Source organism: Devosia sp. LC5 (assembly GCF_000735585.1).
Lineage (GTDB): Bacteria > Pseudomonadota > Alphaproteobacteria > Rhizobiales > Devosiaceae > Devosia.
The window spans coordinates 90,244-114,705 of sequence record NZ_JNNO01000023.1 but is presented as its reverse complement, the minus strand read 5'-3'; the positions used below and the strand labels follow the sequence as shown (position 1 = coordinate 114,705).

At 61.7% G+C, this 24,462-nt stretch carries 23 protein-coding genes; 13 read left to right on the top strand and 10 right to left on the bottom strand.

Annotated elements, in window-relative coordinates; all coding sequences use genetic code 11:
- Positions 1-184 precede the first annotated feature (184 nt).
- From FF80_RS12680 to FF80_RS12635, 10 genes are all read left to right on the top strand, one after another.
- Positions 185-577, top strand: coding sequence for an Hpt domain-containing protein (locus FF80_RS12680; RefSeq protein ID WP_052153495.1), 393 nt, complete (start codon positions 185-187; stop codon positions 575-577).
- A 252-nt stretch (positions 578-829) separates the two neighbouring features.
- Positions 830-2,431, top strand: coding sequence for a peptide chain release factor 3 (locus tag FF80_RS12675; RefSeq protein ID WP_152558371.1), 1,602 nt, complete (start codon positions 830-832; stop codon positions 2,429-2,431).
- Positions 2,428-3,600 (top strand): SAM-dependent methyltransferase, encoded by a 1,173-nt coding sequence (locus FF80_RS12670; RefSeq protein WP_035100947.1) that lies wholly within the window; start codon positions 2,428-2,430, stop codon positions 3,598-3,600. The genes FF80_RS12675 and FF80_RS12670 overlap by 4 nt, the downstream gene beginning before the upstream one ends.
- 195 nt (positions 3,601-3,795) lie before the next feature.
- On the top strand, positions 3,796-4,116 hold the full coding sequence (locus FF80_RS12665) for a 2Fe-2S iron-sulfur cluster-binding protein (protein ID WP_035100944.1): 321 nt from the start codon (positions 3,796-3,798) through the stop codon (positions 4,114-4,116).
- A 362-nt stretch (positions 4,117-4,478) separates the two neighbouring features.
- Entirely contained in the window at positions 4,479-5,873 is a 1,395-nt protein-coding gene (gene cysG / locus FF80_RS12660; protein WP_035100941.1) for a siroheme synthase CysG, read from the top strand.
- Positions 5,874-5,877: 4 nt separating this feature from the next.
- A complete protein-coding gene (locus FF80_RS12655) occupies positions 5,878-6,201 on the top strand; it encodes a DUF2849 domain-containing protein (protein WP_052153493.1) in 324 nt (107 codons plus the stop codon).
- A complete protein-coding gene (locus FF80_RS12650; RefSeq protein ID WP_035100938.1) occupies positions 6,188-7,846 on the top strand; it encodes a nitrite/sulfite reductase in 1,659 nt (552 codons plus the stop codon). The genes FF80_RS12655 and FF80_RS12650 overlap by 14 nt, the downstream gene beginning before the upstream one ends.
- Positions 7,833-9,107 (top strand): phosphoadenylyl-sulfate reductase, encoded by a 1,275-nt coding sequence (locus FF80_RS21405; protein WP_081917421.1) that lies wholly within the window; start codon positions 7,833-7,835, stop codon positions 9,105-9,107. Before FF80_RS12650 ends, FF80_RS21405 begins: the two co-directional genes overlap by 14 nt.
- Positions 9,108-9,253: 146 nt before the next feature.
- Positions 9,254-10,279 (top strand): NAD(P)/FAD-dependent oxidoreductase, encoded by a 1,026-nt coding sequence (locus FF80_RS12640; protein WP_035100935.1) that lies wholly within the window; start codon positions 9,254-9,256, stop codon positions 10,277-10,279.
- 89 nt (positions 10,280-10,368) lie between these two features.
- Positions 10,369-10,689, top strand: a complete 321-nt coding sequence (locus tag FF80_RS12635; protein ID WP_035100932.1) for a 2Fe-2S iron-sulfur cluster-binding protein — start codon at positions 10,369-10,371, stop codon at positions 10,687-10,689.
- A 47-nt stretch (positions 10,690-10,736) separates the two neighbouring features.
- On the opposite strand, the gene FF80_RS12630 is transcribed toward FF80_RS12635, so the two are convergent.
- Positions 10,737-10,919: a hypothetical protein gene (locus tag FF80_RS12630; RefSeq protein WP_035100929.1), complete on the bottom strand. Its 183-nt coding sequence runs from the start codon at positions 10,917-10,919 to the stop codon at positions 10,737-10,739.
- A 96-nt stretch (positions 10,920-11,015) separates the two neighbouring features.
- Here FF80_RS12630 and FF80_RS12625 point away from each other — a divergent pair, with 96 nt between their 5' ends.
- A complete protein-coding gene (locus tag FF80_RS12625) occupies positions 11,016-11,438 on the top strand; it encodes a helix-turn-helix domain-containing protein (protein ID WP_035100926.1) in 423 nt (140 codons plus the stop codon).
- Between the two features lie 164 nt (positions 11,439-11,602).
- Here the strand turns inward: FF80_RS12625 and FF80_RS12620 are convergent, their stop codons facing one another.
- Both FF80_RS12620 and FF80_RS12615 read right to left on the bottom strand, forming a co-directional pair.
- A complete protein-coding gene (locus tag FF80_RS12620; protein WP_035100923.1) occupies positions 11,603-12,619 on the bottom strand; it encodes a TIGR01620 family protein in 1,017 nt (338 codons plus the stop codon).
- On the bottom strand, positions 12,616-14,067 hold the full coding sequence (locus FF80_RS12615; RefSeq protein ID WP_035100922.1) for a YcjX family protein: 1,452 nt from the start codon (positions 14,065-14,067) through the stop codon (positions 12,616-12,618). The genes FF80_RS12620 and FF80_RS12615 overlap by 4 nt, the downstream gene beginning before the upstream one ends.
- Before the next feature lie 242 nt (positions 14,068-14,309).
- Here FF80_RS12615 and FF80_RS12610 point away from each other — a divergent pair, with 242 nt between their 5' ends.
- Positions 14,310-16,292 carry a PhoX family phosphatase gene (locus tag FF80_RS12610; RefSeq protein WP_035100919.1) on the top strand — a complete coding sequence of 661 codons (1,983 nt, stop codon included), beginning with the start codon at positions 14,310-14,312 and terminating at the stop codon, positions 16,290-16,292.
- A gap of 207 nt (positions 16,293-16,499) precedes the next feature.
- Here the strand turns inward: FF80_RS12610 and metA are convergent, their stop codons facing one another.
- The 3 genes from metA to FF80_RS12595 form a co-directional block, all read right to left on the bottom strand.
- Positions 16,500-17,411, bottom strand: a complete 912-nt coding sequence (metA, locus tag FF80_RS12605) for a homoserine O-succinyltransferase (RefSeq protein ID WP_035100917.1) — start codon at positions 17,409-17,411, stop codon at positions 16,500-16,502.
- A 69-nt stretch (positions 17,412-17,480) separates the two neighbouring features.
- Positions 17,481-18,356 (bottom strand): hypothetical protein, encoded by an 876-nt coding sequence (locus FF80_RS12600; protein ID WP_035100914.1) that lies wholly within the window; start codon positions 18,354-18,356, stop codon positions 17,481-17,483.
- A gap of 265 nt (positions 18,357-18,621) precedes the next feature.
- Positions 18,622-19,683 (bottom strand): alkene reductase, encoded by a 1,062-nt coding sequence (locus FF80_RS12595; protein WP_035101301.1) that lies wholly within the window; start codon positions 19,681-19,683, stop codon positions 18,622-18,624.
- Positions 19,684-19,791: 108 nt separating this feature from the next.
- Between FF80_RS12595 and FF80_RS12590 the strand changes: the two genes are divergently transcribed.
- Positions 19,792-20,700 (top strand): LysR family transcriptional regulator, encoded by a 909-nt coding sequence (locus FF80_RS12590; RefSeq protein WP_035101299.1) that lies wholly within the window; start codon positions 19,792-19,794, stop codon positions 20,698-20,700.
- Between the two features lie 86 nt (positions 20,701-20,786).
- On the opposite strand, the gene ugpC is transcribed toward FF80_RS12590, so the two are convergent.
- From ugpC to FF80_RS12570, 4 genes are read right to left on the bottom strand one after another with little or no spacing between them, the layout of a single operon-like run.
- A complete protein-coding gene (gene ugpC, locus FF80_RS12585) occupies positions 20,787-21,908 on the bottom strand; it encodes a sn-glycerol-3-phosphate ABC transporter ATP-binding protein UgpC (RefSeq protein WP_035100911.1) in 1,122 nt (373 codons plus the stop codon).
- The gene (locus tag FF80_RS12580) at positions 21,908-22,645 is read right to left on the bottom strand and encodes a tyrosine-protein phosphatase (protein WP_035100909.1); all 738 of its coding nucleotides are present in this window, start codon (positions 22,643-22,645) and stop codon (positions 21,908-21,910) included. The genes ugpC and FF80_RS12580 overlap by 1 nt, the downstream gene beginning before the upstream one ends.
- Entirely contained in the window at positions 22,645-23,520 is an 876-nt protein-coding gene (locus tag FF80_RS12575; protein ID WP_035100906.1) for a carbohydrate ABC transporter permease, read from the bottom strand. Before FF80_RS12575 ends, FF80_RS12580 begins: the two co-directional genes overlap by 1 nt.
- Positions 23,510-24,430 (bottom strand): sugar ABC transporter permease, encoded by a 921-nt coding sequence (locus FF80_RS12570; protein WP_035100902.1) that lies wholly within the window; start codon positions 24,428-24,430, stop codon positions 23,510-23,512. Before FF80_RS12570 ends, FF80_RS12575 begins: the two co-directional genes overlap by 11 nt.
- Positions 24,431-24,462: the final 32 nt, after the last annotated feature.

Here is a 24,462-nt window from a genome sequence, read left to right as displayed (position 1 = left end):
ATTTTACTCAAACCGAACGCTTTCTTACCCAAAGGTTAATTTTTTGGGGAGAACGAGGGGCATCAAAAACGGCAAAGAACGGCGAAGATGTGGCTTAATCGCCTGTTCATCCGGGGCTTCTAAGGTTGTCCGGCGGTTTTGCCCCTGTGGGCTGCGTTACCGCTTTTGTTAAGGAGTTCGTTGGATGGCCCGGCGGTTTCCCGCGCTCGACAGAGCCGCGCCTGTCCCCCTCCTGCGCAGGTCGCGCCCCATCGATCTGGTGCATCTGGCCAAGCAATGCCTGGGCGATGCCGCGCTGGAACACGAAGTGCTGCGCCTGTTCGACACGACGATCAAAACCTATCTGACGCGGCTGCTGGCCGCCGAGGCCCCCGATCAGGTGCTTTTTGCGCTCCACACCATCAAAGGCGCTGCCGTGGGCGTGGGCGCGTTCACTATTGCCGATCTCGCCAAGGGTATGGAGGCCGATGCCAGGGCCGGGGTGAGCATCAATCCCGAGCAGATCGACGACCTCAAAATGGCGGTGGAGGAAGTCAGCGTGTTTGTCAGCGATGTGCTGGATAAGGACTCCCAGTAGACCTCATCTTGAGCTTGTCGAACCACGAGGTCTTGCCCCAGATCGTGCCACGCCCTCGTCCTTCGACAGGCTCAGGATGAGGTCTACGTGTAGGACCGCGATTCCCTAGTAGACCTCATGGTGAGCCTGTCGAACCACGAGGTCGCGCCCAGATCACCCCATTTGACCACCACCCTTGCCTTCCCCTATAGAGCGCCCAATATTTGTTGCGCTTCGCAGCCCGCCGCGTCGGGCGCCCAAAGGCAAGTTTCCATGAGCATGTCCCTCGCCGCCGAGACGCCGTCTCGCGCCATCACTGAGCCCTATCGCACCCGCCGGACCTTCGCGATCATTTCGCACCCGGACGCGGGCAAGACCACGCTGACCGAGCGGCTGCTGGCTGCTGCCGGTGCGATCCAGTCTGCCGGTGCCGTGCGCGGCAAGTCCGGCACTCGCTCGACCCGCTCGGACTGGATGGAAATGGAGCAGCAGCGCGGCATTTCCATCACCTCCTCGGTGATGACCTTCGATTATGACGGGCTGACGCTGAACCTGCTCGACACCCCCGGCCACTCGGACTTTTCCGAGGATACCTATCGCACCCTGACCGCCGTCGATGCCGCTATCATGGTGATCGACGCCGCCAAGGGCATCGAAGCCCAGACCCTGAAGCTGTTCGAAGTCTGCCGCTTGCGCGACATCCCCATCATCACCTTTATCAATAAGGTGGATCGCGAGGGCCTCAGCCCGCTCGAGCTGATCGACGAAATCCAGGGCAAGCTGGCGCTCGATCTTACCCCCGTGCTGTGGCCCATCGGGCAGGGCGTCGATTTCCACGGTTATCTCGACCTGCTGGAAAAGCGCGTGCTGAGCCCCCAGGGCAAGCCTGTTGCCGACTATGACGCCATCGAAGACCTGCTGGACAACGAAGCGCTGGTCGATGATCCGGTTTTCATGATCGCGCTCGAAACCCTCGAAATGGCCACGGCCATGCTGCCGCCCTTCGATCTCGACACCTTCCATGCCGGGCATCTGAGCCCCGTGCTGTTCGGCTCGGCCCTCAAGGGTATTGGCGTGGCCGAACTCCTCCGCACACTGGGCGAATGGGGCCCCGAGCCCCGCCCGCAACCCGCCATTCCTGCGCCCATCGAACCCGCCGACAAGAAGGTCACCGGCTTCGTGTTCAAGGTGCAGGCCAATATGGACGCCAATCACCGCGACCGCATCGCCTTTGTCCGCCTTTGCTCGGGCACTTTCACCCGCGGCATGCGCCTCAAGAATGTCCGCTCCGGCAAGGACATGGCCGTGTCCAACCCGATGTTCTTCTTCGGCAATGACCGCGAACTGGCCGAACAGGCCGTTGCCGGCGATATTGTCGGCATTCCCAATCACGGCACTCTTTCGGTGGGCGATACGCTCACCGAAGGCGCGACGATCAATGTGACAGGTATTCCGAACTTCGCCCCCGAAATCATCCGCCGGGTGCGCCTCACCGATCATATGAAGACCAAGCAGATGGCCAAGGCCCTCTCGGACCTGTCCGAAGAAGGTGTCACTCAGGTATTCCGCCGTGTCGTCGGCGCGGACTGGATCGTGGGCGTGGTCGGCCAGTTGCAGCTTGAAGTGCTGTCCTCGCGCGTCGCCAAGGAATATGGCGTGCCGATCACCTTTGAGAGCCTCAATTACGAAGTGGCCCGCTGGATCGAGAGCGATGATCCCAAGGAATTGGACCGCTTCATCGCCGCCCAGAAGATGAACATTGCCGAGGATCGCACCGGCTCCCCGGTCTTCCTCGCGCAAAATGCCTGGTGGGCCGATCGCGCCAAGCAGGATTTCCCCAGGATACGCTTCCTCACCACGAAGGAACGGCATTGACCGATCGTATCGAAGAGTTCCTGAGCGCGGTGAAATCGGCCTTTGCCGGCAATAGTCTGGTCAAGCTGAAACTGGCTGGCTATCACGGCGGCGAGCCCGATCTTAAATCCATCGACGTCAAGAAGATCGTCGCCAAGGGGGTGGAGAAGTTCAGCTTCACCTTCCACTACAAGACGCGCGACATCATCAAGAACCAGATCCAGCCCGAGGCCCTGGGCAATCTGCGCATTGCCCTCAGGGATGAGTTCCGCAGCGCCCAGCTGGCGACGACCGAGTTCGACCTCAGCTTCGAGCGCAATGGCGACAAAATCCGCCTCAAGCGCATAGACGTTGCCGGCCGCGAAGCCCCCTCGACCGAGCATAATCGTGCCAAGAACCGCCCGCTATCCGAGACCAATAAGCCGTATCTGCATGCCCTTGGCATTACCGGCAAGGATGGCGTCGTGCGCAACGACGCGCAGGATAAGTTCCGCCAGATCAACAAGATGGTCGAAATCTTTGCCCCCTTGATTCAGGCGATCAAGGCCGACAAGCCCCGCATCGTCGATATGGGCGCGGGCAAGGGGTATCTGGATTTCGCGCTCTACGACTATCTCGCCAATGTCGCCAATCGTCCCGCCGAGATCGTCGGCGTCGAAATGCGCGACAAGCTGGTTGAAGATGGCAATGCCACCGCCGCCCAATCCGGTTTTGGCGGCCTGAGCTTCCAGCCCGGCACCATTCTCGACCATGATGCCACCGGCGCCGACGCCGTTATTGCACTGCATGCCTGCGACACGGCCACCGATGACGCCATCTTCAAGGGCATCGCTGCCGGTGCCTCGCTGATCGCCGTTGCCCCCTGCTGCCACAAGCAAATCCGCCGCCAGATGGAAGCCGGCAAGCCCCAGGACACGCTATCGAACCTGCTCCGCCACGGCATCTTCATGGAGCGCCAGGCCGAAATGGTCACCGACGCCCTGCGCGCGCTTTATCTTGAGCTGAACGGCTATCGCACCAAGGTGTTCGAGTTCGTCTCCGACGCCCATACGCCCAAGAACAATCTGATCGTCGCCGAAAAAGACGGCCGCGCCGGCCGCGACCGTGACGCGATCCTCAAGCAGATCGCCGACACCAAGGCCATGTTCGGCATCGAGCGGCATTATCTTGAGGGTCTGCTGGGGCTCTGAGATTCCTCCCCCAATAGACCTCATCCTGAGCTTGTCGAAGGACGAGGTCGTGGCACCATTTGCGTTCCCGACCTCGTGGTTCGACAGGCTCACCATGAGGTCTCAGCGGGTGCAAAGCGGATCTGCCATCCGCAGGGTTCCTAAACCGTCCCCCAGCCTCTATATCCTTGGTGAACAGCAAGCCCTTAGAGACCAATGACCAAGATCACTTTCGTCCAGCAGGACGGCGAACGCATCGAGACTGAAGGCCAGAACGGCGCCACCGTGATGGAAACCGCCATCATGAACGGCATTCCGGGCATCGTTGCCGAATGCGGCGGTGCCTGCACCTGCGCCACCTGCCATGTCTATGTCGATGACGCCTGGACGGATATTGTCGGCGGCCCGTCCAACATGGAAGAAGACATGCTGGATTTCGCCTTCGACGTGAAAGCCAGCAGCCGGTTGTCGTGCCAGATCAAGGTCAAGGACGAGCTGGATGGGCTGGTGGTGCACGTGCCCAGCCGCCAGGGTTAAGCAGCGCACTCTCCCCGGCACACACTCCGCTGGGCCGACACCCTGTACTATCCTCCCCACCGTTCTCCCTCGGACTTGATCCGAAGGCCGCTCTCAGCGCGGCAGGAATACGAGAAGACCCTCGGATCAAGTCCGAGGGAGACCTGGTGGGTGTTGCGCAATCCAGTCCCTGCCATGTCGCAGAGAGTAAAATTTTCTCCGCACCCCTGCCGCAAAGATTCATTTAGCGGGTTTGTGGTATTCCCATTGTCGGCGTTCCACGCCATGCCCCGGCAGAGAAATATAAAAGCTATTGAATTTCAACGTCTTGTGTATTCGGGGTGGAGTGGATTATTTTGCCAGCCACTCACAACAGGGTTCCAATGGGTTATCTCAACACATTTCCGTTGAGCTACAAGGTACAGGGTCTGCGCATCGTCATCGTCGGCGGTGGTGAAGAAGCCCTCAACAAAGCCCGGCTGGTGACTAAGACGACCGCTCAGGTCGTGATTGTATCCGCACAGATCGAAGCCGATTTTTCCGGCCGCCCTGTCGAGCTGATCGAGCGCGATTTCATCGCCGCCGATCTCGACAATGCCGCCCTGGTTTTCGTCGCCGAAGAAAGCGCCGCAGCCGATCTGGCCAAGGCCGAAGCCCGCGCCCGTGGCATTCCGCTCAATGTGGTCGATGTCCCCGCCGAATGCGATTTCTACACGCCCTCCATCGTTGATCGCGCGCCGCTCACCGTTGCCATCTCCACTGAAGGCGATGCGCCGGTTCTGGCCCGTCTCGTCCGCGCCCGGATCGAGGCCATGCTGTCGCCTCGCATCGGCAAAATCGCCAGGCTGGCCGGTAGCTTGCGCCAGAAGGTTGAGAGCCTGATTCACGATGGCGCCGCCCGCCGCCGCTTTTACGAAGCGCTGGTCGCCTCGCCTGCCGTGGAAGCCGCCGAAGCCGCAGGCCAGGGCGCTGCTGCCGCCGAAGCCCTGCTGGCCCAGCATGCCGACAATGCCCACGCCAATGGCGTCGTTTGGCTGATCGGCGCTGGTCCGGGTTCGGAAGACCTGCTCACCCTGCGCGCCCAGCGCCTGCTGCAGGAAGCCGATGTCATCGTGCATGACCAATTGGTTCCCGATGCGGTGGTGCAGATGGGCCGTCGCGATGCCGAGCAGATTTCCGTCGGCAAGGCCAAGGGCCATCACAGCTTTTCGCAGGCCCAGATCAACACGCTGATCGTTCGCCTCGCCAAAGAGGGCAAAAAGGTTGCCCGCCTCAAATCCGGCGATCCGATGATTTTTGGTCGCGCCGGCGAGGAAATCGCCGCGCTGCGCAAGGCCGGATTGCCCTATCAGATCGTGCCCGGCGTCAGCGCTGCGCTCGCCGCTGCAGCCGACACCGCCACCCCGGTCACCCTGCGCAAGGTCTCCAGCGGCTTTGTCATGGCCACCGCCCATGGCGCCGACGATAGTGACCTGACCCATTGGGCGGCCCTGGCCCAGTCCGGCCTGACGCTGGCGCTGTATATGGGCAAGTCCATCGCCCCCGAGGTCGCCGCCCGGCTGATCGGGCAGGGTGCCAGCGCTGCGCTGCCCATCGGCATCGTGGTCAATGCGGGCCGGGCCGACAAATCAACCTATTCCGGAACTCTGGGGGCGCTGGCGGCCAATGCGCTGGCGTTTGCCGATGGCCCGGCGATCATTTTCGTAGGCGAAGCCGTTGAGGCCGGTGATTGGGCAGATGCCGCCCAGCTCACCGGCATGAGCTTCAAGGTAGCATAGCAGCATGGAAATTCTGACCGGCAATGAGCTGATATCGGGTGCGACGGTTTATCTCGACGCCCACAATGAATGGGTCGAGGACCTGCAAGCTGCCCGCCTCTTTTCCAAGGAAGAGACTGCCGAGCGCGATGCCGCTTTGGTGGCGACCAAGGCCGGTGGTCGCGTCATCAGCCTCGAGATCGAGGAAGTGAGCCAGGAGGGCGGCGTGATCGTCCCCAAGCGCTTGCGCGAACGCATTAGGGCGGCGGGCCCCACCGCGCCCCTGACATTGAACGGCGAGATCTACGACCGCCAGCATCTGGATGAGGACGGTCATGTATCGATATGACGAATTCGACGCGGCTTTCGTTGCGGGCCGCACCAGCCAATTTGCCGATCAGGTTAAGCGGCGCCTCTCGGGCGAGCTGAGCGAAGACCAGTTCCGTCCCCTGCGGCTGATGAACGGGCTCTACCTGCAATTGCACGCCTATATGCTGCGCATCGCCGTGCCCTATGGCACGCTGTCGAGCAAGCAGATGCGCAAGTTTGCCCATATCGCCCGCACCTATGATCGCGGCTATGGCCACTTCACCACGCGGCAAAACATCCAGTTCAACTGGCCCAAGCTCAAGGACATTCCGGTGATCCTGGAGGAGCTGGCTTCGGTTGAGATGCACGCTATCCAGACCTCGGGCAATTGCATTCGCAATGTCACCGCCGACCATTTCGCCGGCGCCGCTGCCGACGAAATCATCGATCCGCGCCCGATTGCCGAAATCCTGCGCCAATGGTCGAGCCTGCATCCCGAATTCAGCTATCTGCCGCGCAAGTTCAAGATCGCCGTGACTGGCGCGCCGAACGACCGCGCTGCCATCCGCTTCCACGATATCGGCCTGCAGGCGGCGACCAATGCGGCCGGTGATATCGGCTGGGAAGTCTGGGTTGGTGGCGGCCTGGGCCGCACGCCGATGATCGGCAAGCTGATCAACAGCTTCGTGCCCAATGAGCACCTGCTGGCGTATCTTGAATCCATCATGCGGGTCTATAACCGCTATGGCCGCCGCGACAACAAGTACAAGGCGCGCATCAAGATCCTGGTGCACGAAGAAGGCCTTGAGACGATCAAGGGGCAGGTGGAAGCCGAGTTTGCCGAAGTGCGCGGCGGGGTGCTGACCCTGCCGGCTGAGGAAGTGGACCGGATCACGGCCTATTTCGCGCCGCCGCAGTTCAAGGCGCAGCCGGCCACCAAGATCGATGTGGCTTACCAATCCATCATCGACCCGGCCTATGGCCGCTGGCTCGACCACAATATCAATTCGCACCGCGAACCCGGCTATGCTTCGGTCACCGTCTCGCTCAAGCCGGTCGGCGGCGCGCCGGGCGATGCCACCGACAAGCAGATGGACGATATCGCCGATATCGCCGAGCGCTATGCGTTCGACGAATTGCGCGTGACGCATGAGCAGAACCTGGTCCTGCCGCACGTCGCCATTGCTGACCTGCGCGCTGTCTATGACGCGCTGGTCGCCACCGGCCTTGCCGAAGGCAATAATGGGCTGATCACCGACATGATCTGCTGCCCGGGCCTTGATTTCTGCGCCCTGGCCAATGCCCGCTCGATCCCCATCGCGCAGGAAATCTCGAAAAAGTTCGCCGAGCCCAAGCGGCAGGCTGAAATCGGCGATCTCAAGATCAAGATTTCCGGCTGCATCAATGCATGCGGCCACCACCATGTCGGTCACATCGGCATTCTGGGCGTCGAGAAAAAGGGCGGCGAGCTCTATCAGATCACCCTGGGCGGCGACGCCACCGAGCACGCCTCCGTCGGCAAGATCATCGGCCCCGGCTTTGAGGCCGATGCGGTGCCCGGTGCCATCGAAACGCTGGTCGATACCTATATCGCCAAGCGCGAAAGCGCCGATGAAAGTTTCATTGCCGCCTATCGCCGCCTGGGCGAAGCGCCGTTTAAGGAGGCCCTCTATGGCAATGCCTAAATTGGCCCCCGTTCCGGCCGCGCATGACAAATTGCGCGCGCTAGGCATTCTGGCCCTCAACGGCATGTTCGACGAGATGGATGCCGTCGGCGTCCTCCGTCAGGCCGCCAGCGAAATCCTCGCGGGTGATCTGGCTGTCGTTTCATCCTTCGGCGCGGACTCCGCCGTGCTGCTGCATCTCGTGGCGCAGGTCGATCCGAGCCTGCCGGTCTATTTCCTCGAAACCGGCAAGCATTTCCGCGAAACGCTCGACTATGTCGAGACGCTGAAAAAACATCTGGGCCTGATCAATGTGCATGCCCTGCATCCCAATTCGGAGGATGTGAAGCGCTTCGATCCCAATGGCGATCTTTGGGAAACCGACCCCGATTCCTGCTGCCATATTCGCAAGACCGAGCCGCTTGAGCCGGTCACCGAGCAATATGGCGGCTGGGTCACGGGCCGCAAACGCTTCCAGACCAAGGAACGCGGCGTGCTGCCGCATTTCGAATTGACGAGTGATGATCGCATCAAGGTCAACCCCTTGGCCTATTTCTCCGATGCCGATGTCAACCAATACAAGATCGACCACGGCTTGCCCGAGCACCCGCTCTTCGCTAAGGGCTACAAGTCGATCGGCTGCGCGCCCTGCACCTCGGTGGTTGCCGAGGGCGAGGACCCGCGTGCCGGCCGGTGGCGCGGCCTCAACAAAAAAGAGTGCGGCATCCATTTCGATTTCAACGGAGCGATCGCCAAGCCGATGACTGCCGCGACCAAACACAATCTGTGGAAGGATGGCGCCTTCATCGCTGACCCGTTCCATGAATGGGCCGAAGGCGACGATCCCGCGAGCGTCAGCTACAAGCATGTGCCGCTGGCCGTGTTCCTCGCCAATCGCGATGCCGTGCTGGCCAATCCGCATCCGCTGGGCCTGCTGATCGTTCCGGGTGACCGGATCGAGGATGCGCAGGCCGATCTGGGCCGTTTTGCCTCCATCGCCATCAAGTTTCCCGCATTCACCGATGGACGTGGCTATTCGGTTAGCCGATTGCTAGCCGAACGCTACGGATATGCGAATGAAATTCGGGCGGTAGGTGATGTCCTTCAGGATCAGATTCCGCTGATGCGCCGCTGCGGCTTCAACGCCTTTGTGGTGACCCATGAGCCGACTCGCCAGGCATTGATCGAGAACCGTCTCCCCGAAGTCGCGCTATTCTACCAACCAGCGGGACTGACAGAAATCCCCGCCGGCACGCGCCCCTTCCTTCGCCGCGCCCATTGAGGTAAGTGGATCGGGTTTGTCACATTAACCCACAGGGTCATTCCCGCGAAAGCGGGAACCCCCGTTTTGCTGAAACAGAGGTTCCCGCCTGCGCGGGAATGACCCTGAGAAGAATTTCGGCCGCATGGCCCTAAGAAGAGTCTGAGATGAGCACTGAAATCGTCACCGATGTCGTTGTGATTGGCGCGGGCCCCTGCGGGCTGTTTGCAGCCTTCGAACTCGGGCTGCTCGACCTCAAATGTCATTTCATCGACATCCTGGACCGCCCCGGCGGGCAGTGCGCCGAGCTTTATCCCGAAAAGCCGATCTATGACATTCCCGGCTTCCCGGTGGTGACCGGCCAGGACCTGACCGACAATCTGATGGCCCAGATCGCGCCTTTCGCGCCTGAGTTCCACTTCAACCGCATGGTCAATTCGCTGCAGAAGCAGGAAGATGGCTCGTTCCGGCTGGAAACCGATGCGGACGAGGTTTTCCATGCCAAGGTCGTGGTCATCGCCGCTGGCGGCGGCTCGTTCCAGCCCAAGCGTCCGCCGGTCGACAATATCGAAGAATTTGAAAACAAGTCGGTATTCTACTCCGTCCGCAAGATGGACGATTTCCGCGACCAGGACGTGGTCATCGTGGGCGGTGGTGATTCCGCGCTCGACTGGACGCTCAACCTGCAGCCCATCGTGCGCTCGCTGACGCTGGTTCACCGCCGCGCGGTGTTCAAGGCGGCTCCAGCGTCGGTCAACAAGATGCAGGAACTGGTAGGCGAGGGGAAGATCAACTTCCTGACCGGCCAGATCGGCAAGCTCGATGGCGAGAACGGGCAGATCAACCATGTGCATCTAACCACCGATGCCGGTGACCTCTCGGTGCCCGCAACGCGCCTGCTGCCCTTTTTCGGCCTCACCATGAAGCTGGGTCCGGTGGCCGATTGGGGCCTTGAGCTCAACGACAACACGATCAAGGTCGATACTGAAAAGTTCGAGACCTCAGTGCCCGGCATTTTCGCCATCGGCGATATCAACTACTACCCGGGCAAGCTCAAACTTATCCTCTCCGGTTTCCACGAAGCGGCCCTGATGGCCCAGGCCGCCAAGAAGATCGTCTCGCCAGACGAACGCGTGGTATTCCAATACACCACCAGCTCCACCAAGCTGCAGAAGAAGCTGGGCGTGGCTTAACCTCCAGGTTCGTCGAATGGTATGCGGGCTTTCCCTTGCGGGGGAGGCCGGGAGGGGGGTATGGACGCCCCGGAGTTGAGGAAACGCCCATGAAAATCCAAGTCACCGACCAGGCCGGCGACGTCCACGAGCTTGAAGGGCTCGAGGGCTGGCGCGCCATGGAAGTGATCCGCGACTGGGGCCTCAACATCAAGGCCGAATGCGGCGGCGCGCTCAGCTGCGCCACCTGCCATGTCTATGTCGACAAGGACTGGATGGACGTGGTCGGCGCCCCCAGCGACGAGGAAGAGGACATGCTGGACAGCGTCGGCGACGTCCGCTCCAATTCGCGCCTCTCCTGCCAGATATTGATGAGCGACGCACTGGATGGGCTCAAGCTGACTTTGGCGCCGAGTGCGGCCAAGGACTGAGCCGACAAAGGCTCAGCACTGCCCCAAATTTTGTTCCACCTACAGTGTCATCCCCGCGAAAGCGGGGACGAACTGCTTGAACTTGGTGACCGCCTCGGGTGGGGCAGGCCGCCCAGATTGGCATAGTCGAACTTCAGCTTGCCGCCGGCCAGCTTTTCCAGCGTGCGGGTCAGCTTGCGGTTGATGGAATCGGGGCTCAGGCTGCCAACGAGGACGGCGACGGTTTTCATGATGGACCCTATGGTATCCGTTAGAGACTGACGCTAATATGAGTGACTGTCTCCAATGCCGCAAGACGGCACTTTTGCGATATGTCAGGCACTTAAATGAAACCAATTGAACCCCACCACGATTGCCGTCCGGTCAGTGAAATCCTGCACCAGATCGGCGGCAAGTGGACCGTTTTGATCATCAACAAACTCAGCGAAGGGCCGATGCGCTTCGGTGAAATCAAGCGAGTCATTGGTGGCATCAGCCAGAAAGTGCTTACCGCCACGCTGCGCGATCTGGAAATGGATGGCCTGGTCACCCGCACGGTAACGCCATCGATTCCACCACGGGTTGATTATGAATTGACCGAATTGGGGCGCGACCTGCAGGTGCCGCTCCAGGCTTTGGGCGCCTGGGCGGTCAATAACCGTCCCAAAGTCATCGCCGCCCGGATGCGCTATTTCGACGCCCATCCCGACGCCATGCCCAGGCCCAAGGGCAGGGTGGTGCTGCATCAGCCATTGCAGGCGGCGGAATAGGCCCCCTCATCCACCCTACGGGCACCTTCTCCCACGAGGGGAGAAGGGAGGGTGCGGTGCCTCCCAATCCACGATGCCTACCCTCGTCCCTTGTGGGAGAGGGACAGATCATTCTGCGTTCAGCGGAATGATCAGGGTGAGGGGTGCGATGCTCCCGCAAACACTTAGCCGGCCTTCCCCGCATCCGCCGTAACCTTGGTCAGCTCCGGAATAAAATCCCGCACCATGGGCTGCTTCTGCGTCTCGAACGGCAGGGGCCGCACCACGCGCATGGCCGCAATGCCTACCCGAACCGTCATCAAGCCATTGACGACGCCCTCGCCCAGCCGCGCCGATAGCTTGGCCGCGAGGCCCTGGCCCACCAATTGCTCGACAATGCCGTCAGTCAACACCAGGCCGCCCGTCACCGCCAGATGCGCCAGCACGGCACCAGTGAGCCGCCAGGAGCCGAACAGGCCCGGGCGGGCCCCGTAGAGTGCTGCAATGGCCCCGGCAAGCCGAATGCTCTCATAGATCACGAAGGCAATATCGACCAAGGCGCGCGGCGATACTGCCGTCACCAGTGCCACCCGCCGGGCCGAAGCTGCCGTCAGCGTCCTGGCCCGGGCGTCGAGCGGCGCCATCAGGCTGCGCTCGGCCAGCGCGATGGCTTCGTGCCCATCAAACAGATGCGGCAGGTTATCGGCCACATGCTGGCGTGCCCGCGCCAGATCAGGCCGGGCGGCATAAATGGCTTCCAGCCGCTCCACCACATGCCTGGCCTTGTGCTGGTCATTGTCGGCCGTGGCCTGCTCGGCATCGCTCCGCAGATGATCCAGCACTTTCAGCCGCCGCAGCGCGAACATTTCCCGTGCCGCCAGCACCAATACCGCCAGCACGAACAGCACCAGTACGCCGATCCCGACCCAGCCCAACCATTCATTGCGCTCGAACAGGTCGCGGATCAGCCGGTCGGCGGCCAGCCCCAGCCCGGCCGATACCAGCACGCCGCCCGTGGTCCAAGCCAAGCGACCCAGCCAGCCCATGGGTCTTGGCGGGGGCGCAGCGAGGGTTTTGTCCACCGCCGGGTCAAAGTCGACCTCGGCAATCTCCACCTTGGCCGGCGCGAAGGCGCGCGGGACGCGGAGCGCTTCGCTATTCTCGGTGGTGGCTGCGGTCGGGCGGGCAATAGGACGTTTCATGCGAGCCAATCTCCCACCAGATAATCCAGCGCGCGGTCAAACCGTATATGGGGCAGCACCACGTCGCCCGTGGCATTGCGGTCGAGCTTTTGCGGCGGGGTAAAGCGCAAAAAATTCAATGCCACGGGCGTGCCATCCTCGAACAATGAATCCGGCCGCTCCGGCAAGTCGCCGGGAAATAGAGCAATTTCGGTTTTGCCATCATAGCTCGTGCCGTCCAGGACTTCGCCCGCCATGGGCGTTCCGATAATGGTGGGCAGCGTCTCGCCATTCTCGACAATGCTGCCCTCGCGCGTCGCGCGGATGCCCGCCAGGGCAATGGATTTGGTCTCGGCCCCGGCAAAACGCGCCCGCTTGCTGGCGCTGGCCACCAGCCGGTTGAGGATCGCCTCCAGCCGGTCGTGGCTGGTGTGGTGGACATGGTCGGCCTTGGTCGCGGCAAACAATATCCGGTCGATCTTGCGCATGAAGGGCCGCAGCAGCGGATTGCTCTCGCCCTGCCGGAAGCAGGACAGCACCGCCGTCAGCGCCGTCTCGAGATCCGCCACCGCCGCTGGCCCGGCATTGAGCGCCCGTAGCGTGTCCACCAGCACCACCTGCCGGTCGAGCCGGGCAAAATGATCGCGGAAGAAGGGCCGCACGATGCGGTCCTTATAGGCCTCGTAGCGGTGCTCCAGCATGGCATAAAGGCTTGATGAGCGGGCGCGCTGGTCCGAGGGCGACAGCGGCGCAAAGGTCAGCGCGGGCGAGCCTTCCAGATCACCCGGCAGCAGAAACCGGCCCGGGGGCAGGGTGGACAGCGCCCCATGCTCCCGGCTGCGCCTGAGATAGTCGGTAAACGCCGCAGCCAGCTTTTCCGCATCGGGATCGTTGGCTTCCTTATACGGATCTATCGCGCCCAGCAGATCAAGGAACGGCTTGGCCTCCTTGCCAGATCCGGGGCGATGGGCGCGCTCCAGCGCCTCGGCGCTCCATTCGGCAAAGGAGAGGCCGAGCAGCGGCAGGTCGAGTATCCATTCGCCGGGATAATCGACAATATCGAGATTGAGCGTCGAAGGCCCGCGCAGCCCCGAATACCAGCGATTGGATTGGTATTTGAGTACGATGCGCAGTTGAGAAATCTGCCGCGTGCTATCAGGCCAGGTGGGTGTCTTGCCGGTCAGCGCTTCCAGATGCCGTTCATAGGCAAAGCGGGGAATGGTCGCATCTGGATATTCGGCCAGCCGGGCGCCAATGAAACGTCCCTCGGCCAGTGGCGTGAAGCCCGGGAGCCGTCCGCCGGCCAGCAGATTATGCACCAGAGCAGTAATGAAGATGGTCTTGCCCGCCCGACTCAGCCCGGTCACCCCCAACCGCAATGTCGGGGTGAAAGCGCCGGTTGCGGCGTCGCTCAGATTGGCAAGGGCAATGCCCAGTTCGTCGACGATGGTGGTTGGAGATTGAGCCAAACGTCGAGCCTCCCATGTGCCCGCAGAAAGTAAGGACTGGCGGCCACAATGCAAGAGCGGCATGCGTGACGCAATCGCCGTGCTATCCACAGGCGATGATTCCGCGCCTGCGGCCAAGTGCTTGAGCCCCCAGCCAAAAACGATGTCGTTAAAACGTCATGTCATTGTCGCCCGGCTGTCAGCCGCACACCCTACAGATTGGAATGGTTCAAAACTTCCAGGCTGTTGAGGAGCTTTCCGCGATGAACGACCAGGCCCCCATTTTCAAGACGTCCCAGCTCGAAGCGGCCGATGCACCGCCGCGCAACATGACTGCCAATCCCACTATGGGCGAACTGATCAGCGCGCGGTTCTCGCGCCGCGGGTTCCTCCAGGGTTCGCTTGCCGTGTCGGCCATTGCCGCCACCGTCAGCCCGCTCGCCATTCTCACCGCCCAGGATGCCAAGGCCGCCGGCGGCTCGGCCTTCTCCTTCCCCGAAGTGGAAGCCGGTATCGACGAGACTCACCACGTCGCCGAAGGCTATGATGCCGATATCCTGCTGCGCTGGGGCGATGGCCTGTTTCCCGACGCGCCTGAATTCGATCCGACCGCCCAGACTGCCGAGGCCCAGGCCCGCCAGTTCGGCTATAATAACGACTATGTCGGCTATATCCCCTTCGAGGATTCCTCCGAACATGGCCTTCTGGTCGTCAACCACGAATATACCAATCCGCACCTGATGTTCCCTGGCATCGTGACGCTGGCCGAGGGCGAAATGACCCTCAATCCGCTCACCAAGGAGCAGGTGGATATCGAATTGGCGGCCCATGGCGGCACCATTGTCGAAATCAAGAAGACCGATGGCAAATGGGCCGTGGTCAAGGACGGCGCGCTCAACCGCCGCATCACCGTCAACACCGAAATGGCCATTAGCGGCCCCGCCGCTGGCCATGCGCGCCTGCAGACCAATGCCGACCCGAGCGGCACGAAAGTGTTCGGTACCATCAACAATTGCGCTGGCGGCGTCACGCCCTGGGGCACCTATGTGATGGCCGAGGAGAACATTCACGGCTATTTCGGTGGCGAATTGCCGGCCGATCACCCAGAAGCGGCGAATTACGATCGCCTGGGCATTCCCGAGGGCTCCTACGAATGGGCCAATTTCTACGACCGGTTCGACGTCTCCAAGGAACCGAACGAGCCCAACCGCTTCGGTTACATCGTTGAAGTGGACGTGATGGATCCCAATTCCATCCCCAAGAAGCGCACCGCCTTGGGCCGCTTCAAGCATGAGGGCGCCGAGTCGATCGTCAACAAGGACGGCCGCGTGGTGTTCTATCTCGGCGACGACGAGCGCTTCGACTATGTCTATAAATTCGTCACCGCCGGCACATTCAACCCCGATGACCGCGCCGCCAATATGGACCTGCTCGACGAAGGCACGCTCTATGTCGCCAAGTTCGCCGAAGACGGCACCATTGCCTGGCTGCCGCTGGTGTATGGCGAAGGTCCGCTGACCGAAGCCAACGGCTTTGCCAGCCAGGCCGACGTTGTCATCGAGACCCGCCGCGCCGGTGACCTGCTCGGCGCCACCAAGATGGACCGCCCCGAAGACATCCAGCCGAATGGCGTCAACGGCAAGGTCTATGTCATGCTGACCAACAATACCCGCCGCACGGCCGAGCAGGTGGACGCCGCCAACCCGACCGCCGAAAATGCCTTCGGCCACATCATCGAAATTGCCGAAGCCGATGGCGATTTCGCTGCGACTACCGGCACTTGGGAAGTGCTGCTCAAATGCGGCGATCCCTCGATTGCCGAAGTGGGCGCGACCTTCTCCACCGACACGACCGTCAATGGCTGGTTCGGCATGCCCGACAATTGCGCGGTGGATTCGCTGGGCCGCCTCTGGGTCTCAACCGATGGCAACAGCCCCTCGGGCACGGGCCGCACCGATGGCCTGTGGGCGGTGGATACCGAGGGCGATGCCCGCGCGACCTCCAAGCTGTTCTTCCGTGTGCCTGTCGGCGCCGAAATGTGCGGCCCGCTCTTCACCCCAGATGATGAAACGGCCTTCGTCGCCGTGCAGCATCCCGCCGATGGCGGCGACGATTGGGAAGGCTTTGGCCGCGTGTCCTATTACGAGGACCTGTCGACCCGCTGGCCCGACTTCGACGACGCCATGCCGGTGCGTCCCTCGGTGGTCGTCATCACCAAGCAGGGCGGCGGCAAGATCGCGGTCTAAGGATAGCTCCCCTCATCCGCCCTTCGGGCACCTTCTCCCACGAGGGGAGAAGGGACGCTCGGTGGTTCGGCTGAACTCGGATCCCAACCCTCGCCCCTTGTGGGAGAGGGTGGATCGCCCGTAGGGCGAGACGGGTGAGGGGGCTGCTTCCGCAGCCGCGATCCATCAACAAAAAAACCGGCCCCTCGCGGGGCCGGTTTGCATTTGCTACGTCCCAATCTCGCCCATATCGTACGGCGTCGTCTGGTAAATCTCGTTGATCCAGTTCTGGAACAGCAGATGTGCATGGCTGCGCCAGCGGTTTTCCGGCTCGACACTGGTGTCCCCATTGGGAAACAGATTGGCCGGTGGCGGCGTATCCAGCCCCGATTTGATATCGCGCTCATATTCGTCGGCCAGCGAGCGGTTGTCATATTCCAGATGGTTGAGGAAATAGACCGCGCGATGCTTGCGATCGCCCAGCATGGAGACCCCGATCTCAGCATTGTCGATCAGCACTTCGAGGTTTTCCCCCAGCGTGGTCCGATCGATGTCGTTGTAGCGCGACACCGGGATCATAGGGCTATCCGAAAAACCGCGCAGGAAGGGCGAGCGCGGATTGGTCACCTGGTGGCGGAACACGCCGAAAGCCTTGTTGTCCATGCGGTAGCGCCTGGCGCCATGGAAGTGGTGCAAGGCCGCCTGCGCGCCCCAGCAGATGAACATGGCGTGGTGCACATTGGTCTTGGTCCACTCCATGATGTCGAGCATTTCAGGCCAATAGCGCACCTCTTCAAACGGCAGGTTGGCGATGGGCGCGCCGGTCACGATGAAGCCGTCGAACTTCTTGGTCCGCACCTCTTCCCAGGTCTTGTAGAAGGTCTTGAGATAGTCCTCGGACGTGTGCTTGGACTGATGGTCGGTGATGCGCACCAGTGTCAGGTCCACCTGCAGCGGCGTCGAGCCGATCAGCCTTGTGAACTGGGTCTCGGTGCGCTCCTTATTGGGCATCAGGTTGAGCAGGCCGATTTCGAGCGGACGGATGTCCTGCCGCGCGGCGCGCGTGGAATCCATCACATAGACGCCCTCGTCCTCGAGGGTCTTGCGGGCAGGCAGGTCGTCGGGAATACGGATAGGCATATCAGCCTCTTAAGCGAGAATGATCGGAAAACGATTCAAGCAGGTGCGCGTCTCCAATGGGAGAACGCGCTAACGCATTCGCTGCTCGCGTTTCTCGATCGCTGTGGCCATGAGATCGACGAATTCGTCACCGTCGCGCACCATCGCCAAGTCTGACGCCTCCACCACATAACCGAAATTGTCGGCTAGCGCCTGGTAGCGGGGCAGGCGGTCATGCAGCAGCGCCTCGAACCCCCAGGCGCCAAACCCGGCAGGGTCGACGTCGCAGTCTTCGGCGATGTTGTTGAGCGCCTTGTACTCGGCCCACTTCTCGACAAGGAACGGGGGGCGGTAATACATCGGCTTGGGGCTCTGCTTGAAGCGCTTCACCAGTTCAGTGGCGTCCTTGTCGGTGCCGCGAATATAGAGAAGGGCGGTAGAAGCCGCTAGCGTCCGCACCACCGGGTCTTGCGGATCGGAGGGATCGATCACCTCGATCAGCGAGCCGCCGGTGTCGGCGATGAAGTCGTCATAGCCATAGAGTTCCTTGGCCCGCTCGATGAAATGCGGCACGTCCTGCAGGGCGGCAATTTCGGCCACCCGATGCTGTTCCTGCCGGCGCTGATATTCGGCCAGCGGCAAGCCGCCCTGGTCCGGATTGCCGGGCGTGCCGAGATAGCTCGAGAGCGGGTCGAGATTGTCGAAGGTGATATTGGACGAGATATAGATCGAATCCGAGCGCAGCAGATCCGCCAGGAACGGCACCTTCATGGCTTCGCGCTTGAAATTGTCGACGATATATTCGCCCATATAGCGCGTACCGATGCGGTAATCGGCCGAATAGTGGAACCAGCGCGAGGCGCGCAGCATATTGCTCAGCCGCGTCTTGCCAACGCCGGCCATGCCGAACACCGTCACGGTGCGGCGCGGGGCCTTCACGAACTCATCGGCGGACTTGAACAGCATGGCGGTGGTGGTCCCGGGCAGTGTCCTTGTGCATTAATGCAGTTGCCGCCATCAGACAAGCTGTGCCGTACCGCACAGGTTAGGTATCGGGGCGACGCCTAAGTAGTTGAAAAACAACGTCGTGACTTCGATCAATTCCAAAGCGTCCTGGTATTCCGGAGCCCATCCCGCGAGCGGCGGTTCGCCCGCTGCGGGTGCAGATGCGCAGCAAGATCAAGGCGCTGCATCACCGGCTTGGAGCGACGATGATCTAGGCGGACCCGCATCACCGCAACGGCAAGAGCCTCGGATAATCGATGTAACCCTCCGGACCTTCGCCGTAGAACGTATCCTTGTTCGGTGTGTTCAAAGGTAGGCCCTCCCGAAGACGCTCTGCGAGATCGGGGGTAGCGATGTAGTCGCGCCCATAGGCCAGCGCGTCGGCAATGCCGGCTTCAATAAACCGTTCGCCATCTTCCTTCGACATGAGTTCGTTGGCAATCACCGGACCGCCAAACCGGCGCTTGATCTCACCAAGCAAGCTGTCTTCGGCTTCAATCTCACGAACAAAAATGAACGCGATTTTCCGCTTCGCGAGTTCGTCGGCGACGTAGCCGAAGATCGCCCTGGGATTGCTGTCACCCATATCGTGTTCCTCGCCACGGGGCCGCAGATGTACCCCGACGCGATCAGCACCCCACGCCGCGATCACCGCATCGACGATTTCGAGGAGGAACCGGGCTCGGTTCTCCACCGAACCGCCATATCGGTCGGTCCGCTTGTTGGTTTTGTCCTGCAGGAATTGATCGATGAGATAGCCATTGGCGGCATGCAGCTCGACCCCGTCAAAACCAGCCGCCTTCGCCCGCTCGGCGCCACGTCTAAAGTCATCGACGATGCCAGGAATTTCCTGGGTTTCCAGTGCACGTGGAACGGGATGTGGGCGCTTCGGGCGTAACGATGAGACATGACCGGCAGCCGCAATCGCGCTGGGGGCCACCGGAAGCTCACCGTCGAGGAGTTCAGGGTCGGAGATGCGGCCAACGTGCCACAATTGCAGGAACATGCGACCACCGGCTTGGTGGATCGCCTGGGTGACGTGTTTCCAGCCTTCCATTTGGGCATCGTTCCAGATCCCGGGCGTCCCCCAATAGCCGACGCCCTGTGGGGATACCGACGTCGCTTCGCTCAGGATCAAACCGGCCCCGGACCGTTGCCGATAATATTCCGCCATCATGGCGTTCGGAACGCGCTCGATACCCGCGCGCTTGCGGGTGAGTGGCGCCATGATGATGCGGTTCGGCAGCGTGAGGGCGCCAATTTTCAACGGGTCGAACAAGCGGGACATCTGCAACTCCTTGGGTTGGGAGCAGATATGGCCGCGCAGCACTCCGGAGACAATTGCGCTTCGGGTTGCCAGATCGTAGACTTGAGGGCGTCAATCGAGGCGCGTCAGATGGCTCTCACCAACACTTTCGCTGGCGTCGAAGTCTTCATCAATGCGGTAAAATCCGGCTCGTTCACTGCGGCAGCTGCCCGGTTGGGCATAACCAAGTCAGCGGCCGCCAAATCGGTGGCGCAACTGGAAAGCCGGCTTGACGTCAAGCTGCTGCACCGCACGACACGGCGGCTGTCGTTGACACCGGAAGGCGCGGCCTATCTCCAGCAAGCCGAGGCTGCCCTTGATCAGCTCCGGTCAGCGGAGGACTTTGCCCGCTCGAGAGCAAGCACTGTGCGAGGTATACTCCGGGTGGACATGCCCGCGGCATTTGGCCGTCGGGTCGCCATGCCGATCCTGCTGGACGTCCTCAGGGCCCATCCCGACCTGCGCCTGGTCGCGAGCTTTTCGGATCGGATCATCGACCCGGTGGAGGAAGGGGTGGACCTGTGCCTTCGGTTCGGCGAGCTACCGGATCGCGCCGATATTGCAGCCAGGCCGCTCGGATCGCAACGCCTCCTCCTCTGTGCGGCGCCCAGCTATCTGGAGACGCATGGCGTGCCGATGAGGCTGAGTGACCTGCACCGTCACGCCTGCATTCTGGGAAGCCGGCCCGACCGACCAGTCGCCTGGCGCTTTGTCGATGAGGAAAATCGTATCCAGTCTTTTGACCCGCTGGCAACGCATCAGGCAAGCGACGGTGAGGTCGTCATTGAAATGGCTGTAGCTGGTTTCGGCTTGTGTCAAATGCCGCAGTCACTGGTCCAGGCCCGCATCGACGCGGGTGAACTGGTCGTCGTGTTGCCGGACCGTTGTCAGGTGCGATCCCCGTTCAACGCCGTCTGGCCAGCAACCCGCACCATGCTCCCAAGGGTCCGCATAGTGGTAGACGAACTTGTCCGACGAGCCGGTGCGGGAGGGCTGTAGGGCCCAGCGCCACCGCCATTTTTGAGTCTGCCTCGGGTTAGCTCATGGCGAGCCCGCATGTCTCCCGCTGATTGTCGGCTGACCCATTAGACGGCCGCGGCTTGGGCGCTGGCCGGGGCGGAATTGCCCGCAATCAGGTCGGTCGCGAGGCGCTTGCCGGTGACGCGGTCAAAGCCTTGCAAGGCCTGGGGCGGGAATGTCAGCCATACGGTCTCCCCTTCCAGGTTCTCCTCGCCTGGCGGCAGGACGACGGCCAGTTCGCGGCCGCCCAAATTGCCATAGGCCACGCGGGAGCCGCCCAGTTCTTCCACCAGGTCGATGGTGACCGGCAATCCCTTGTTGGGCTCGGTTGAGAGCAAGATGCTCTCGGGGCGGATGCCGACTGTAACTGGGGTGCCCCTGGCCAGTTTGGATTGGGCGATTGTGGCATTGCCGGCAATGCCATCAAGTGTAATGGCGCCATTTTCGCCGACAGTGGCGGGCAGCAGGTTCATCGCTGGCGAGCCCATGAAGCCGGCAACGAAGACCGAGGCGGGCTTGCGATAAATCTCGGCGGGCGAACCGATCTGTTCGACCCGCCCGGCATTCATGACAATGAGTGTATCCGCTAGCGTCATGGCTTCCACCTGATCGTGCGTAACGAAAATGGAGGTGGCGTTGAGGCGTTTATGCAGGCGCTTGATCTCGATGCGCATCTGCACCCGTAACAAGGCATCGAGATTGGAGAGCGGCTCATCGAACAAGAAAACATCGGGTTCGCGCACGATGGCACGGCCCATGGCGACGCGCTGGCGCTGGCCGCCCGACAGCTGGGCGGGGCGACGATCGAGATAATCGGTGAGGTTGAGAATTTTGGCAGCCTGGTCGACGCGTAGATCGCGTTCGGCAGGAGGGAGTTTGGCGAGGCGGAGCGGATAGGCGATATTCTGCCGCACACTCATGTGCGGGTAGAGCGCATAGTTCTGGAACACCATGGCGCAGCCGCGATCGGCAGGTTCGATGTCGTTCATCACCGTGCCCCCGATGGCGATCGTGCCCGAGGTGATATCCTCGAGGCCGGCGATCATGCGCAGCAGGGTTGATTTGCCACAGCCCGACGGGCCGACAATAACCACGAAATGGCCATCGGGCAGGGCGACGTCGATACCGTGCAACACGGGCTTGCCGTCATAGGATTTCTTGACATTGGTGATCGTGACATCGGCCATCAGAACTCTCCCAAAAGGCGGTTGCGCAAGCGTTCGATCGTGACCTGGTCCAGTCCGATCCGTTCCACATAGGCCGCGATGGAGCCGAACTCGGCCTGGATGAAAGCAAGGGTCGCCGCCATGGTGGCGGGTTCGGACGCCAGCAGGCGTTGAAAGCTGGCGGGGTCTGCCCCGCGGGCGACGGCGCCGGCCGTGATATCAGCGACGATCGGGGCGATGAGCTCGGCTGTGAGTGCATAATCCTCGACGATGAGCCCGGCTTCGACACCCGCCACGCCAAGCAACAGCGCGGCGACGATGCCGGTACGATCCTTGCCCGCGGTGCAGTGGAAGAGGACTGCGCCGGCTGGCGCGTCGGCAATGATGCGCAGCACCTGGGCCAGGGCAGGCTGGCGCTGGGTCAGAGCGAGCTTGTAGAGTTCGAGCAGCACATCGCCTTCACCCATCAGGCTGGGCGCTAATCCATCGAGCAGCGACACATTGTGGTAGACCACGGCGCCGTGTCCGTTGAACGGGTTGGGCTGATGGATGAGTTCGTCGCCGTGGCGCAGATCGATTACGGTGGTAATGCCGGAAGCCAGCATCGCCGCAACCCCGTCGCCGTCGAGCCGGTGCAATGCGTCGGCGCGCAGGATGCGGCGCCATTGGGTCTTGCCACCGGCCGCGGCATAGCCGCCCAGGTCGCGGACATTATAGGTGCCCTTGATGGGCAGGTGACGGGTTGGTGCGGATTGCATCAGCGGATTCCGGACTTCATGAAGGATTGGACGACCTGGCGCTGCAGGACGACATAGATGACGAGGACCGGCAGGCTGGCTAGCGTCGAGGCAGCCATCAGCGGTCCCCACTGATTGCCTTCGGCGGTCATGAACATCTGGATGCCGATCTGGATGACGCTGTTCTCGGCGGTGCGGCTGAGCAGCAGCGGCCAGAAGTATTCGTTCCAGGTCGAGATGAAGATGAGGATGGCCAGCGAGGCGATGGTGCCGCGCAGATTGGGCACCAGCACTTCCCACAGAACCCGCCAATTGCTGGCGCCATCCATGCGGGCGGCCTCGATGACCTCCTTGGGAAAACCGCGCATGGCCTGGGCCAGCAGCATGATGGCGAGTGCCGCCGCGATATTGGGCAGGATCAGTGCGAGTACGCTGTCGAGCAGGCCCATTTGCGCGATCAGCAGGTAATTGGGGATCATCACCACCTGGAAGGGCACCAGCCAGGTCAGCGCCACGCCGGTATAGACCAGCTTGTCGAAGGGGAATTTCCAGCGGGCAAAAGCGAAGGCGGCGAGAATGCCGGTCAGCAATTGGAAGACCGTGGAAACTGCCGAAAAGACCAGGGTGTTGATCAACATGCGGGCGATCGGGATCGCGTCCACGGCCCGCGTGTAATTGTCGAGCGAAGGTTGCGTCGGCCACAGGCTGGTTTCGAACAGTGTGTTGGCCGGGCGGAACGAGCTGACCAGCATCCAATAGACCGGAAACAGGCAGAAGATCGACAATAGCACCATCAGCAGATGCCCCGCAGCGGTATTGAGACCGGAGCGGTTCGAAATGCGGCGCAGGGTGACGGGCCGGGCCCGGGCCGGACGGGCAATCACATCAATTGTCATGGAAGGAATACCGGTCGATCAGGCGGAACAGCACGAAGGCCAGCACGCCGAAGCCAAGAAAGAGGATGACCGCCGAGGCAGAGCCCCAACCCACCGACATGGTGGAGAAGCCGAAATCCCAGAGCAGGTAATAGATGTTGGTGGTGGCGCCGAGCGGGCCCCCGCCGGTCAGCACATTGATATAGGTGAAGCTCCACTGCGCCCCGAGCAGGATGGTCATGACCACCAGAAACAGCACGGTGGAGCTGAGCAGCGGCAAGCGCACGTCGCGGATGATTTCCCATTTGCCGGCGCCATCCATGCGGGCAGCCTCGATCAACGTGGGATTGATATTGGCATTGGCGGCGGAGAGGATGAGGGTGGAAAAGCCCATCAGCTTCCAGCCCGTAATGGCGATGACGGTCCAGATTGCCACGTTGGGATCGGAGAGGAACTTGACCGGATCGAGCCCGACGCCCTTGATGGCCTGATTGGCAAGGCCATAGGCGGGATCAAGCAGCCAGCGCCAGACGGCAGCGGCGACCACCGGGGCGATGATCATCGGCACGAAAATGATGGCGCGGTAGATGTTGCGCGAACGCTCGGGCAGGTCGTGGGTGTAGATGGCGATGGCCAGCGGAATGAGCACGGCCAGTGGCAACAGCCCCAGAACATAGACGCCGGTATTGCGCAGGGCCTGCCAGAACTTAGGCAGTGCGAAAATGCGCTGATAATTCTCCCAGCCGACAAAGACCTGAGGGGAATTGGGCAGCATGTTCCACTGGAAAAAGCTGAGGCGTACGGCGTCGACGAGCGGCCAGTAGATCCACACGACCAAGGTGATCAGGGCTGGAGCCAGATAAAGCCAGGGGGCCCAGCGCGCGTTGCTGATGCGTCGCAAACGGGTTGGGGCGTGGGCAGCAATGGCCATTTCGCGCTCCTGTCAGAGAGTGGGAGGCCCGC